The organism is Sphingomonas sp. PvP055 (assembly GCF_040546365.1).
GTDB lineage: Bacteria > Pseudomonadota > Alphaproteobacteria > Sphingomonadales > Sphingomonadaceae > Sphingomonas > Sphingomonas echinoides_A.
The window spans coordinates 3,451,067-3,464,412 of the sequence record NZ_JBEPNS010000001.1 but is presented as its reverse complement, the minus strand read 5'-3'; the positions used below and the strand labels follow the sequence as shown (position 1 = coordinate 3,464,412).

General features: G+C 66.4%; 11 protein-coding genes. 5 read left to right on the top strand and 6 right to left on the bottom strand.

Annotated features, from left to right (window positions below; all coding sequences use genetic code 11):
- The first annotated feature begins 44 nt into the window (after positions 1-44).
- The gene (locus ABIC16_RS16335) at positions 45-1,154 is read left to right on the top strand and encodes an alpha/beta hydrolase (protein WP_354291873.1); all 1,110 of its coding nucleotides are present in this window, start codon (positions 45-47) and stop codon (positions 1,152-1,154) included.
- Positions 1,155-1,186: 32 nt separating this feature from the next.
- On the opposite strand, the gene ABIC16_RS16330 is transcribed toward ABIC16_RS16335, so the two are convergent.
- Entirely contained in the window at positions 1,187-1,954 is a 768-nt protein-coding gene (locus ABIC16_RS16330) for a FadR/GntR family transcriptional regulator (RefSeq protein ID WP_354291872.1), read from the bottom strand.
- 273 nt (positions 1,955-2,227) lie between these two features.
- Here ABIC16_RS16330 and ABIC16_RS16325 point away from each other — a divergent pair, with 273 nt between their 5' ends.
- The 3 genes from ABIC16_RS16325 to ABIC16_RS16315 all read left to right on the top strand — a co-directional run bounded on the left by ABIC16_RS16325 (position 2,228) and on the right by ABIC16_RS16315 (position 4,195).
- Positions 2,228-2,575, top strand: coding sequence for a response regulator (locus tag ABIC16_RS16325; RefSeq protein ID WP_354291871.1), 348 nt, complete (start codon positions 2,228-2,230; stop codon positions 2,573-2,575).
- Positions 2,576-2,738: 163 nt separating this feature from the next.
- Positions 2,739-3,230 (top strand): GAF domain-containing protein, encoded by a 492-nt coding sequence (locus ABIC16_RS16320; protein ID WP_277967725.1) that lies wholly within the window; start codon positions 2,739-2,741, stop codon positions 3,228-3,230.
- A gap of 137 nt (positions 3,231-3,367) precedes the next feature.
- Positions 3,368-4,195 (top strand): glycosyltransferase family 2 protein, encoded by an 828-nt coding sequence (locus ABIC16_RS16315; RefSeq protein ID WP_354291870.1) that lies wholly within the window; start codon positions 3,368-3,370, stop codon positions 4,193-4,195.
- A gap of 22 nt (positions 4,196-4,217) precedes the next feature.
- Here the strand turns inward: ABIC16_RS16315 and ABIC16_RS16310 are convergent, their stop codons facing one another.
- A complete protein-coding gene (locus ABIC16_RS16310) occupies positions 4,218-5,114 on the bottom strand; it encodes a glycosyltransferase family 4 protein (protein WP_354291869.1) in 897 nt (298 codons plus the stop codon).
- Between the two features lie 300 nt (positions 5,115-5,414).
- Here ABIC16_RS16310 and ABIC16_RS16305 point away from each other — a divergent pair, with 300 nt between their 5' ends.
- Positions 5,415-6,800 carry a hypothetical protein gene (locus tag ABIC16_RS16305; protein ID WP_354291868.1) on the top strand — a complete coding sequence of 462 codons (1,386 nt, stop codon included), beginning with the start codon at positions 5,415-5,417 and terminating at the stop codon, positions 6,798-6,800.
- Here the strand turns inward: ABIC16_RS16305 and ABIC16_RS16300 are convergent.
- From ABIC16_RS16300 to ABIC16_RS16285, 4 genes are all read right to left on the bottom strand, one after another.
- Positions 6,797-8,218, bottom strand: coding sequence for an efflux transporter outer membrane subunit (locus tag ABIC16_RS16300; protein WP_354291867.1), 1,422 nt, complete (start codon positions 8,216-8,218; stop codon positions 6,797-6,799). The two genes, ABIC16_RS16305 and ABIC16_RS16300, sit on opposite strands and share 4 nt — an antisense overlap.
- Positions 8,219-8,226: 8 nt before the next feature.
- The gene (locus ABIC16_RS16295) at positions 8,227-11,430 is read right to left on the bottom strand and encodes an efflux RND transporter permease subunit (protein ID WP_354291866.1); all 3,204 of its coding nucleotides are present in this window, start codon (positions 11,428-11,430) and stop codon (positions 8,227-8,229) included.
- 133 nt (positions 11,431-11,563) lie between these two features.
- Positions 11,564-12,832, bottom strand: coding sequence for an efflux RND transporter periplasmic adaptor subunit (locus tag ABIC16_RS16290; protein ID WP_354291865.1), 1,269 nt, complete (start codon positions 12,830-12,832; stop codon positions 11,564-11,566).
- Positions 12,829-13,248, bottom strand: a complete 420-nt coding sequence (locus tag ABIC16_RS16285; protein WP_354291864.1) for a hypothetical protein — start codon at positions 13,246-13,248, stop codon at positions 12,829-12,831. The genes ABIC16_RS16290 and ABIC16_RS16285 overlap by 4 nt, the downstream gene beginning before the upstream one ends.
- Positions 13,249-13,346 lie beyond the last annotated feature (98 nt).

Here is a 13,346-nt window from a genome sequence, read left to right as displayed (position 1 = left end):
GTGGCGCACGCCAAGCACACAGAAACGACAATGGGGGGATGCAGATGCGGTACGATCGTTCAGCACTGGCGCGGGGTGCGCGCCGGACCGTTTTTGGCGGCGTTTGCGCGCTTGCCGTGACGGCAGCGGTGGCTTTGCCGTCCGTGGCGCAAGTGCCGACGCACGTGCCTGCGCCCGTTGCGGGGGCGCGCGCGGTCGTGATGGAACGCATCAAGGTCCACGCGCCGAGCCTCGTCGGCAATCTCGAAGGGAATGCGGCCGACCGCGACGTGATCGTGGTCCTGCCGCCGAGCTATGCCGCCAACCCAACCCGGCGCTATCCGGTGCTCTACGCCTTGCACGGCTATTCGATCGGCGCGGAGCAGTGGATCGGCGAGATCCACGTACCGCAGACGATCGAAGGCGCGTTCGCGAAGGGCGCGCCCGAGATGATCGTCGTGATTCCGGATTCCAAGACGGTCCACAACGGGTCGATGTATTCGAGTTCGGTCACGACGGGCGATTTCGAGACCTTCATTACGCGCGACCTAATCCGCGCGATCGATGCGAAGTACCGCACGCTCGCTGACCGGCGTAGCCGCGGGCTCGCCGGGCATTCGATGGGCGGGTATGGCACGACGCGGATCGGGATGCGGCATCCCGATCTGTTCGCGGCGATCTACATGATGAGCCCGTGCTGCCTGTCGCCGCGCGATCCGGCGCAGTTCGACGCGAAGGCCGGGGCGGCGCTGGAGGCGGTGCAGACGCGCGAGGCGGCGGCGGCGTTGCCGTTCGGCGGGCGCGCGCAATTCGCCACGGCTGCCGCCTGGTCGCCCAACCCGAAGAACCCGCCGTTCTTTCTTGACCTGCCGACCAAGAATGGCGTGGTGCAGCCCGACGTGCTCGCGCGGTGGACGGCGAATGCGCCGCTTGCGATGGTTGACCAATATGTCGGCAACTTACGGCAGTATCGCGCGATCGCGATCGATGTCGGGGATCAGGACGGGTTGAAGGACGACGCCGCCAAGCTGCATGCGGCGATGGATCGCTACGGCATTGCCAACAGTTTCGAAATCTATCCGGGCACGCATGTCAGCGACGTCGCTGGCCGCTTCCAGGACCATGTGATTCCGTTCTTCGGGAAGAATTTGGTCACCACGTCCAGTCGTCGCTGACGGGGGCTGGCGCGGTCGGATGGCGTGCTGGTTTAGCGCGCCATCGCGTTCTGCGTGTCTTCGAGCGCGAGATCGACCAACTGGCGCATCGCCGCGCTGGCGGCGACCGGATCGGCGGCGACGATCGCGTCGTAGACGACGACGTGATCCGGGATCGGATTGCGCGGAAGGGCGCGCAGCCGTTGCTTGAACTGCGTGGTCCAGCTGACCGCCGCGCCGATCGAGGCGCTCAACACCCGCAAGGCATCGTTGCGCGTCGCCCGCAGGATCGCGTCGTGAAACTGCCGGTCTGCGGCGCGGCCAAGATCGGTCGCGAGCGAATGGCGGCGCATCGCGGCCAGCGCTTCCTTCATCTGTTTCAAATCGGCACGATCGCGGTTGGTCGCGGCCAGCCCCGCGGCGGCGGGCTCGATGATCGCGCGCAATTCGAACAGGCTGCGGACGAGTTGCGGATCCGGCTCGCCGGCGAATGCCCAGGCAAGGACGTCGGGGTCGAGCAGGTTCCACCTGTCCCGCTGCAGGACACGCGTTCCGGCTTTCGGGCGGCTTTCGACCAGCCCCTTGGCGATCAGGACCTGAATCCCCTCGCGGTACGCGCTGCGCGAAACGTCGAGCGATTCCGCGAAGACGACCTCGCTCGACAGGGTCTCGCCCGGCGCGAATTCGCCCGACAGGATCGCCACGCCGAGCTTGTGCGCGATGGCGCCGCGTAACCGCCGCCCTTTGCCGCGCGGCTGGCGGGCAGGGGGATCGACCGCGGGGGCGGCGTCGCTGTCATCGGCTACGGGAGGAAACTTCACATTGTCCACCGCCACAGCCTAGCAGGCGCACGCGGCAACGGAAACCGGAACTATTGCCGGACGGTCGGACGCGCGGACCTGGCCGAGCCACGCGCGCGGCGGCAATCGCGCGACCTGTCGAACACCGTTTCCAAGCCCTTGAATGGCGGCAACCTTTCCGCGGAACCCGCAAAGCGCTGCGCATTTTGCAAACGCTTGTAAAAGGGCTGCGATCGTCCCTATCGTAGATGTCATAATCGGGATGAGAAGGTGCGTATGACGAAAACGGTCTTGGTGATCGAAGATAACATGCTGCACCGCAAATTGTTCGCGGCGTGGCTCCAAAAGGCGGGGCATGAACCGGTTCTGGTTCCCGACGAACGGCTGGCTTATCTCGAGGCGGTTTCCCGGCAGCCCGACGCGATCATAACCGATATCCGGCTGCCCTATGTCGACGGGCGCGAGATCATCCGGCAGCTGAAGGCCAGCCCGCTGACGCAGCACATCCCGATCATGGCGATCACGGTCCTGAGCGGTAAAACGGACGAGGACTCGTGTCGCTCTGCGGGTGCGGATGTTTTCCTCACCAAGACGATCCGGATGGCGGCCTTCATCAAGGAGGTCGATGCCATCACGGCGTAACCGCTGCTGATGGCGTTTCACGCTTTGGTCGCGCGGCGCGGTACGAGGACAGCCCCGCCCCATGGACACAAAGATTTTTGTCGCAGGAACAGGTCGATACGAACCGTTAAGGATTGCGACAGCAAAGGTGGGGAAGCGGACTTGATGTACGGAAGCGTAGACGATGCAGCATTTTGAGAGCCGGGACGGCGCGGCGCTGGAATTGCGACGCCAGATGGCGGTCGATGCTGCGCGCAAGACGACGACCGAACGCGAAGGGGAGCTGAAACGGATCGTCGAGCAGGCCGCCGCCCTCGCGCGTACGCCGATCGCGTCGGTGTCGATCATCGACCGGAACCGGCAGTGGATTGCGGCAGGGCATGGTATCGACGTGACCGAGACGCCGCGGTCTTCCGCGATCTGCGACCGAGTCATCCTGCGTCCGGGGGAGCCGCTCGTCATCCTCGATGCGCGGAAGGACGAACGGTACGCATCGTTTCCGACCGTCGCGGAGGCGCCGTTCGTGCGGTTCTATGCTGGCATTCCGCTGGTCAATCGCGCGGGATATGCGCTGGGCGCGCTCTGCGTCGTCGACATGGTTCCGCGCGATGAAGCCCCCGACCTGATGGCGCTGGGGCGGCTGGCGCGCGAAGCGGAACGGTTGATCAGCGGCTAGTCGCCGCGATCGGCTGGACCGGTCAAGAACAATGGTGCATGGAGTCGAGACATCTGGAGTCTCGATCAATCGTGCTTGCGAAACGGCGCCCTTCTCTGGCGATCATCATCGCGAGTACCGGGCGACCCCGCGAGATCTTGCAGTGGAAAGACCATCTGCAACGCCAGACTCGCCTTCCAGACCTGTTCTGTATTGCGGTGTCCGGTCCCGATGACTTGCCGGTCCTGGACGATTGGCCGTTGCAATGCGACGTGGTCTTCAGTCCCAAGGGATTGCCGATCCAGCGCAACGCCGGGTTGGCCCATGCGATCGATCGCGCGGACATCATTGCCTTTTTCGATGACGATTATGTCCCGTCGCGGACGGCGGTGGCGGACATCGTCGCGCTGTTTCACGCCAATGACGATCTGATCGCGGCGTCCGGGCATCTGTTGCTCGATGGCATCGGCGGGGCGGGGCTGTCGTATGCGACCGCGCTTGCCGAGGTCGACGCTTATGATCGCTGCCCGCCGCCACCGGTCTGGGTGCGGGCGCATCCAGGCGGGCTCTACGGGTGCAACATGGTCTATCGATCGCGCGCGATCGGGGATGTGCGGTTCGACGAGCAGCTTCCGCTGTACGGATGGCTGGAGGACGTGGACTTCGGTTGCGCGCTCGTCGGGCGGGGCTTGATCGCCTACACCAACGCCTTCGCCGGCGTTCACCAGGGGATCAAGCACGGGCGGACGAGTGGCGTGAAGCTGGGCTATTCGCAAGTCGCGAACCCAATCTACCTGTGGCGGAAGGGCACGTTGCGCCGGACCGCGATGCTCCGTTTCATCGCGCGCCATGCGGCCAAGAACCTCGCGCGGTCGTGGTTTCCGGAGCCGTGGATCGATCGCGCGGGACGGTTGAAGGGCAACGTCCTCGCGCTGCGCGATCTGCTTCGCGGGCGATTGCACCCGACCAACATTCTGGACCTGTAGCGCGACCGGGCCGGCTTGCTCGCTACCCCCGGCCGATCTCGCTCAGCGCTTCTGCAAAGACGGTTTCATACTCGAGCGCGCTTCTTTCCCACGAAAACCGCGTCGCGTTGCGATGCCCGCGCGCGCGCATCACCAATCGCAGCGACGGCTTGTGGATGACTCGCTCCAGCAAGCGCGCCAAGGCGGCAACGTCGCGCGGATCGAACCGCAACCCGCCGATCCCGCCGATCTCCGCAGTGCCGGGCGCGTCCGCGAAGATCACGGGGCAGCCATAGCGTTGCGCCTCGAGGAGCGGCAGGCAAAACCCTTCGTACAGCGACGGCGTCACCAGACACAGCGCCGACCGATACAAAGCCGCGAGCGCGGGATCGGAAATGCCGCGCTGGCGGACCAGCCGGTCCGACAGGCCGTGCTCCGCCATCACCGCCGCCAGACGGTTCGCCGGATCGCTCCCGACATGGACGAGCAGCAGGCCGGGTTCCGCCCCGGCGACACGGCAAAAGGCGTGTCCGAGCGTTTCGAGGTTCTTGTTGGGGCTGGCGTTGGCGACCGCGAGGACGAAGCGCTGGTTTGTCCACTGCGCGAGCGTTGCCGGGTCCGGCGCGGCATCCATCGCCGTATCCGACAGGATGACGCGGACGCGGCGTGCCAGATGGGGGAAGTGCCGTTTGATGTCGTTCCCGGTGGACTCCGAAATCGCGACGATCCGCGTGCTGCGGTTGAGGACGAGCCGATAGACCAGCCACGCCTTTGCGATGTCGAACCGGCTGTACAGCGCCGGCATCGTCGCAAAGTACAGGTCGTGGACGATCGTGACGCGCGCGCGCCCTCCAGCGAAGATCCCGAGCGGATCGATATTGACGATGAGGTCGTTCGATCGAAACACGCCATGAAAGGGCGAATAAAGCGAAGATTCCACGACTTCGCGCGCAAACTGCCGAACGCGACCGATCGTCTCGACGCGCTTCAAACCTGAAAACGAAGGATCGAGGTCACTCTTCAAGAATTGTGACCGCAAGGAGTAGGCGTGCGTATTTCGCGACAGCAACTGTCGAGTCAGTTCAAGTCCAAATCGCCCTACACCCCCCGGTCTGTCCGATGCTTGACTCGGCATGTTCAAGAGGACCTTCATACAGTATGGATACCGCAGACCTGCGGTATTGGTAACAACGAAATGGTCCTTGCGCTGTTCTGGGCATTTGCCGTTCTCGCGATCGGCATGCCAATCCGAATTCTCGTCTACGGTCTGTTTGCGAGTATGAGTCTCGGCACGATCGCGGTCGTACCGTTGACGATGAGCGGTGGGATAAACCTCATTCCGCCGACGATCCTGTCTTCCCTCCTGATCGTCCGGCTGATTTTGAAGAGCGATCCTGCCGCCGTGTGGGACGCTGCGCTCGACTGGCGACATCTGGGGATTCTGATCGCCTTCGTGCTCTACGCCATCCTGCTCACCGGGGTGGCGCCGCGACTTTTTGCCGGGGTTCCGACGATGGGGCTCAACATCCAGCAAGCGATGCCACTCGCGCCGGGCACCGGAAATCTCACGCAAGGCCTCTACCTGACGAACTCCTGCCTGATGACGCTGGCGCTGTATCTGCTGCTGTCCGACGAAAGCGGGCGTGAGATCTTCCGGAAGGGGCTGATCATCGGCGGAATCGCGGTGGTGCTCAGTGGCGTCGCCGATATCGTCACCTACGGCAGCAGCGTGCTGGAGCCGTTGCGGACCGCTGGCTATGCGATGCTGACCAACGCCGACATGGCGGGCACGCGCCGCGTCGTCGGTTTGCAGCCCGAGGCATCGAGCTTCGGCTATGTCACGCTGTCGTTCGGCGCGATGATCGTCCTGATGCGTCCGGCAGCGATGCTCGATCGCGCATGGCGCTGGCTTGCTCCGCTCACCGGCTGGGCCTGTCTCACGATGGCGGCGATGTCGACGTCGTCGGGCGCACTGTCTGGCCTGCTGGTGTTTTTGCTGGTCCTGACGTCCGATACGATCGTCCTCCTGATGCGCGGACAGGGCGGTTCGGAGGCCGGGCGTCTGGTCGGCAACCTCACGGTGCTGGCCGGGCTTGCGATCGCGGCGGGGCTGATGATGACCGTATTGCCCGGCGTCGGCGCGCATCTGCTCGAGATCTTCGACGCCGCAGTCGTGCAGAAGACCACGACCGGATCGTTCGAGGAACGGCTGTACTGGAACACGGTCAGCCTCGAAGGCTTTTTCGCGACGGGCGGGGTCGGGCTCGGCGTCGGTTCGACTCGCGCGTCGAGCTGGATCATCGCGCTGGTGTGCGGGACCGGGGTGATCGGAACGGCGCTGTTGGGGCTGTTCCTGCTCAATCTCGTGTTCCAGCCGATCGTGCGTGCCGGGTTCGCGGATCGGCTGTTGGTCGCGGGCGCCAAACGGAGCTTGCTGATCAGCATGGTGCCCTTTGCGGGGAGTGCGACGTCGGTCGACTTCGGCTTGCAGATCGCGGTCCTGTTCGCCGTGCTGACCGCGATCCCCGCAGCGAGTGCGCCCGAGCGCCCGGTCCCCACAATCGCGGCGCGGTACCGTGGCCGCGCCGCGCCGGTCGGCCGCGTTCAGCGGTCGATGGACCGTTAACCGAGCGTTGGGCGTGCCCTATCGGGTTGCTGCCAGCCGCCGCCGAGCGCGCGGAACAGGTCGACTTGCGCGTCCGCGATGCGGGCGTCGGCGCTGGCGAGATCGGCATCGCTGTCCGCGAACGTGCGTTCGGCGTCGAGCACTTCGAGGAAGTCGATCGTGCCCTCGCGTTGTCGCGCCCGGGTGATGCGCGCGGCGGTCGCGGCACTGTCGCGCGCCGCCTGCAACTGAGTCCGGCGGTCGAGCTCGCGGGCGTAATTGGACAAGGCGGTCTCGGTTTCCTCGAGCGCGACCAGCACGCTGCCGTCGAAGCTGGCGAGCGCACCGCGCGTATCCGCCTGCGCACCCGCGATCCGCGCCCGCGCCGCGGACTGGTTGAGCGTCCAGTTGAGCAAGGGCCCGACCAGCCAGCGGACCGGACCACCGGTGAAGATGTCCCCCACCGTCAGCGCGGTCGAGCCGATCGATCCGCCAAGCGAAATCTGCGGGTAGAGCTGCGACGTCTGCACCCCGATCCGCGCGGTCGCGGCGGCGAGGCGCCGTTCGGCGGCGCGAACATCGGGACGTCGCGCGAGCAACGCCGCACCGTCGCCGACCGGGATCGGCTGGTCGATTCGCGGCGTCGTGGTGCGTGCACCCGCGGTGGCGGGAAGATCCTGCGGGGTGCGCCCGGTCAGCGTCGCGAGCCGGAACAGCGCCGCTTGCCGCTCGGCTTCGATTTGCGGGATGAGCGCGGCGCGCTGGCTGCGCAGCGCGGCGATCCGCACTTCATCGAGCCTGGCGGCGCGTCCTGCCTCGACGCGCTTGCCGGTCAAGGTCGTGGACTTGTCGAGCAGGTCGACGATGCGGCGGGCGACGCCGAGCCGTTCGGCGGACGACGCGGCGTCGACATAGGCGCGGGTGGTCGCCGCGACGATCGAGACGCGCACCGCATCGGCATCCGCCTGCGCCGCGCCGACATCCCCGCGCGCCGCCTCGACATTGCGGCGGACACGTCCGGCAAGATCGACTTCGTAGCTCACGTTGAGTCCGACATCGTAGGTCGCGCGCTCGCGGTTGAGACCGGGGAGGTTCTGGAGCTGCGAGGTGCGCGCATAATTGCCGCTCGCGCCCGCGTTGATCTGCGGTTCGCGATCGGTCTTGGCGCCGCGCAGCGACGCGCCCGCGCTGTCGAGCCGCGCGACCGCGACGCGCAGGTCGGTGTTGGCGGCGAGCGCATCCGCGACCAGGCCGTCCAGGACGGGATCGCGGTACATCCGCCACCAGTCGTCGTCGGGCGCGGCGGTCACGGTCGCGGCGCTGGTGGTGGCGAATGCGGCCGCCGCCTTGGGGGACGGGAGCGGCGCGACGTAGGTCGGCCCGGCGGCGCAGGCGGAGAGCGCGAGCGCGGAGAGGCCGGTGAGCAGAAGGATTTTCATGAGCGGTCCTATTCGGCTGGCTGGAGCGCGTGCGGCGCTACCGGGCCATATGGCGCGGCGGGCGCTGGGGTTGGGCGGCGGCGTTCGAACCGCTGCGCCAGTGCCCGCGCGACGACGTAGAAAGTGGGCGTGAAGAGCAGGCCGAAGCCGGTCACGCCGATCATCCCGAAGAACACCGCGGTGCCGAGCGCCTGGCGCAATTCTGCACCAGCGCCCTCGGCGATCACCAGCGGCACCGCGCCGAGGATGAAGGCGAAGCTCGTCATCAGGATCGGGCGCAACCGGTCGGTCGCGGCGCGCACCGCCGCCTCGACCGGGGAGAGGCCATCCTCGTCCTCGGCTTGCTTGGCGAACTCGACCACGAGGATCGCGTTCTTGGCGGCCAGCGCGATCAGCACGACCAGACCGATCTGCGTGAGCACATTGTTGTCCATCCCGCGCAGGTTCACGCCGGTCATGGCGGCGAGCAGGCACATCGGCACGATCAGGATGATCGCGAGCGGGAGCGTCAGGCTTTCATATTGCGCGGCGAGCACGAGGAAGACGAACACCACCGCCATGCCGAAGACGAGCGCGGCGGTGCTCCCCGCCGACTTCTGCTGGAACGCGATGCCGGTCCATTCGTGCGCATAGCCGGTGGGCAGGGCGGTATCGGCGAGCTTCTCCATCGCGACGAGCGACTGGCCGGAGGACGAGCCCTTGGCGGTATCGCCGTCGACCTCGACCGCGGGGAACATGTTGTAGCGCACGACGCGGTACGGCCCGGTCTTGTCGCGGAAGGTAGAGACCGAGCCGATCGGCACCATCTCGCCGGTGTTCGAGCGCGTCTTGAGGTTGGCGATGTCGGCGGTGGTGTTGCGGAACGGCGCGTCGGCCTGTGCGGTGACGCGGTAGGTGCGCCCCAACAGGTTGAAGTCGTTGACGAACGCCGAGCCGAGATAGACTTGCAACGCCTCGAACACGCGCTCTGGCGGCACGCCCAGCATGTTCGCCTTGGTGCGATCGACATCGGCGAAGATGCGCGGCGTGGCGGTGTCGAAGAAGGTATAGACCTGCGCGAGACCCTTGGTCTGGTTGGCCTTGCCGATCAGGTCATAGGCGGTCTTGCCCATCTCCTGATAGCCGTGGCCGCCCTGGTCCTGCACCATCAGCCGATAGCCACCCGCCGAGCCGATCCCCTGGATCAGCGGTGGGGGGACGATCAGCAAGCGTGCCTCGTTGATGTCGGCGGTGACCTTCTGCGCCTCGCCCATGATCGACGCGAGCGTGACGCCGAGTTTGCGGCGCTCCTCGAAACTCTTGAGCGGGATGTAGGCGGCGGCGCTGTTGGGCGCGAGCGTCTGCGACGGACCGTCGAAACCCGCGAGCATCACCGCGCCTTTGACCCCGGCGAGCGGGAGGATGCGCTTGGCGACCTTCTGCATCACCGCATCGGTGCGTTCGACCGACGAGCCCGGCGGGAGCTGGATCACGGTCAGGAAATAGCCCTGATCCTGCGCGGGGACGAAGCCTGCGGGGGTGACGGTGAAGACGACCGCGGTGAGCGCGATCAAACCGCCGTAAACCAGCATCATTCGGCGCGGCGCTTGCACCAAACGGGCGGTGAGACGACCATAAGCGGCGCTCATTCGCTCGAAACCGCGGTTGAATGCGTCGCCTGCGCGCCGCACGAGCCGGGTGAGGCGACCGCCTGTGCCGGTCGAGATATGGGGCTTGAGCAGCATCGCCGCAAGCGCCGGCGACAGGGTGAGCGAGAGCAGCAGCGAGATGATCGTCGCGGTCGAGATCGTCACCGCGAACTGGCGGTAGAACGCGCCCGACAGGCCGGTCAGGAACACGGTCGGAATGAAAACGGCGCACAAAACCAGTACGATGGCGACAAGCGCCCCCGACACTTCATCCATCGACTTTCGCGCCGCGTCGAGCGGGGAAAGCCCCTGTTCCAGGTTGCGCTCGACATTCTCGACCACGACGATCGCGTCATCGACGACGATCCCGATCGCGAGCACAAGTCCGAACAAAGACAGGTTGTTAAGTGAATATCCGACCGCCGCTAGCACCGCGAATGTGCCGATCAGCGAGACCGGGATCGCGACGATCGGGATGATCGCGGCGCGCCATTTCTGCAGGAAGACGAGGATGACGAGGACGACGAGAATCATCGCCTCGATCAGAGTATGCTTCACCGCGTCGATCGACTGCGCGATGAACTCGGTCGGGTTGTAAATGACCTTGTACGCCAGCCCCTTAGGGAACTTCTTCGACATCGTCTCCATCTCGGCGGACACCGCCTGCGCGGCGGCGAGCGCGTTGGAGCCGGGACGCTGGAAGACCGCGGCAATGACGGTCGGCTTGCCGCTGAGATAGGTGTTCGCGCCATAATCCTGCGCGCCGAGCTCGACCCGCGCGACGTCGGACACCTTGACCTGACGGCCGTCGGTGTCGGTGCGGATCACCACGTCGGCGAACTGTTTGGGGTCGGTCAGGCGGCCCTGCGTCTCGACGTTGAGCTGGAACGCGTTGCCCGTAGCGTAAGGCGGCTGGCCGAGCGTACCCGCGGCGACCTGGACGTTCTGGGCGCGCAAAGCGGCGACGATTTCGCCCGCGGTAAGATCGAGCGCGGCGGCGCGACCGGGGTCGATCCACACGCGCATCGAATAGTCGCGTGCGCCAAAGAGTTGCACGTCGCCGACGCCGTCGATGCGGCTGAGGCGGTCGCGGACTTGCGTCAGCGCATAGTTGGAGATGTATCCGCGATCGAGCGAACCGTCGGGCGAGACGAGGTTGACGACCATCAGGAAGTCCGGCGACGTCTTGCGCGTCACCACACCCAATCGCTGCACATCTTCGGGCAGGCGCGGGACGGCGACCGCGACGCGGTTCTGCACCAGCACCTGTGCCGCATCGAGGTTGGTGCCGATCTTGAAGGTGACGGTGATCGTCACCTTGCCGTCGCCGGTCGATTGCGACGACTGGTACAGCATGTTGTCGACGCCGTTGATTTCCTGCTCGATCGGCGCGGCGACGGTCTCCGCGACCGTCTCGGCGGATGCACCGGGATAGACCGCGCTGACGGTGACGGTCGGGGGTACGATGTCGGGATATTGCGACACGGGGAGCCCCAAGTAGGCGATCAGCCCGACGATGGTGATGACCACCGCGATGACTCCGGCGAAGATCGGCCGGGTGATGAAGAAGCGCGAGAAGCGCATGGTGCGAGTTCCTATTCCGCGGGCACACTCCCTCCTTCCCCGGCGGAGGCCGGGGTTCAGGAGTGGAACGGCAGTGAATGGAGCCGAGAGTGCGTCCCGACTGGGCCCCGGCCTTCGCCGGGGTAGAAGGCGGCTATTTGGTCAGCGTCGCTTCGCCCGCGATCGGCTGCGCCATCGGTGCGGCTGTATCCGCTGACACCGCGATCTTGCCCAGCGTCGGCGCGACCTTGGCCCCGGGCATCGCCATTTGCGTGCCTTTGATGATGATCCGGTCCTTGGGGCCGACGCCCGAGCGAATCACGCGCATCCCGTCGACCACCGCGCCGACGACGACCGGTTTGGCGGTGACGACATTGTTCGCATCGACCGTCAGCAGCACCTTGCGCGCCTGATCGGTCTGCACCGCATCGTCGGGAACGAGTAGCGCGGGTTTGGTCCCGGCGCTGGCGAGCCGCATGTTGCCGAACATCCCCGGCGTCAGGAACAGCCCCGGATTGGGCAGCACCGCCCGCCCGCGGATCGTCCCCGAATGCGTGTCGAGCCCGTTGTCGGTAAAGTCGAGCTTGCCCTTCCAGCGATGCGCGCTCTCGTCCTGCAACTGGATCTCGACCGCGGGCGCGGCGGCGCCCGGTCGGCGGGCGCGCTGGGTCTTGAGGTACAGCGCTTCGGACCCGTCGAAGGTGAAGTAGATCGGGTCGAGCGCGTTGATCGTGGTCAGCACGTTGCCGCCGGTGCCTTCGCCGCCCGCAACCTGATTGCCCGCATCGACCTTGCGGTCCGAGATGCGTCCGCCGATCGGTGCGCGGATCTGGGTGAACGACACGTCGAGCGCCCGCGCGCGGACGCGTGCCTGCGCCGCGGCGAGCCCCGCTTGCGCCGCCTTGAGCTTCCCACGCAGCGCATCGACTTCGCCCGCCGAGACCGCTTCGTCATCGATCAGGCGTGTCGCGCGACCAAGGTCGGTGCGCGCGAGAACGAGCGCGCTCTGCGCGCTCGCTTCGTTGGCGCGTGCTTCGGCGAGCGCCGCCGCGAACGGGCGCGCATCGATCGTGAAGAGCAACTGGCCCGGGCGGACCACGTCGCCATCATGGAAATGGACGCCAGTCACTTCGCCGGCGACGCGCGGACGCACCTCGACCGAGCGGCTTGGCGCGAAACGGCCGACATAATCGTCCCACTCGCTGATCTGGCGGACCAGCGGGGTCGCGATCGTCACCGCAGCGGGGGGCGGGGCGGCGGCGACCGCGTCGGAATGGTCGAACAACTTGACGCCAAGGACGCCCGCGATCGCGACTGGCACGAGGATCGCGCTGCGTTTCTGCCAGCGGGTCCAGCGTTTCGGCGGCGTAGCGTCGATTTGCGCGCTGTGCTCGGTCGTCGCGATCGGTGTGATCATGTTCATGCGGACGTACTCCGGGCTGGCTTGCCGATCCGCAGGCCAGTGATGCTGGTGACGAGCGTCTCCATCTGCGCCTCGGAGAAACCGTTTTCATGGAAGTTGCCAATTTCGGTGACGGGCATCGCATAGCCGCGATGGCGCGCGTAGACGGCGGCGCGGCGGAGCGCTTCGAGCTTGGGATCAGCGAGACGCGATGCGGTGCCGCGCCCGAATACCGTGCCCAGCGCGCGGGACATGCGACCGGGCGTGTTGAGGCTGCCGAGCGTATCCCGCTGCGCCAGCGCGATGACGCTCCATTCGAGCGCGGAGAAGCCGGCGCGTGCGGCGGTCGTCGGCTCGGTTGGCAGGGCCGCCGACGCGGTCTGGCTGCGCGCGGGGACGGGTGCGGCGAATGGGTGGTTGATGTCGAAATAGGCCATGGAAATTCCCCCTTCGGGTCTTTGCAGGACGCACGACCGGCATCGCGGACGAACCATCGTCAACGGTGGGAAGGTCGCAAGGCGTGGTGATGCCGCTG

What these genes read in the sequence shown, in the direction of transcription:
- ABIC16_RS16335 (WP_354291873.1), top strand. Translation starts at nt 45, where the DNA reads ATGCGGTACGATCGTTCAGCACTGGCGCGGGGTGCGCGCCGGACCGTT.
- ABIC16_RS16320 (WP_277967725.1), top strand. Translation starts at nt 2,739, where the DNA reads ATGCAGCATTTTGAGAGCCGGGACGGCGCGGCGCTGGAATTGCGACGC.
- ABIC16_RS16305 (WP_354291868.1), top strand. Translation starts at nt 5,415, where the DNA reads ATGCCAATCCGAATTCTCGTCTACGGTCTGTTTGCGAGTATGAGTCTC.
- ABIC16_RS16300 (WP_354291867.1), bottom strand. Translation starts at nt 8,218, where the DNA reads ATGAAAATCCTTCTGCTCACCGGCCTCTCCGCGCTCGCGCTCTCCGCC.
- ABIC16_RS16295 (WP_354291866.1), bottom strand. Translation starts at nt 11,430, where the DNA reads ATGCGCTTCTCGCGCTTCTTCATCACCCGGCCGATCTTCGCCGGAGTC.
- ABIC16_RS16290 (WP_354291865.1), bottom strand. Translation starts at nt 12,832, where the DNA reads ATGAACATGATCACACCGATCGCGACGACCGAGCACAGCGCGCAAATC.
- ABIC16_RS16285 (WP_354291864.1), bottom strand. Translation starts at nt 13,248, where the DNA reads ATGGCCTATTTCGACATCAACCACCCATTCGCCGCACCCGTCCCCGCG.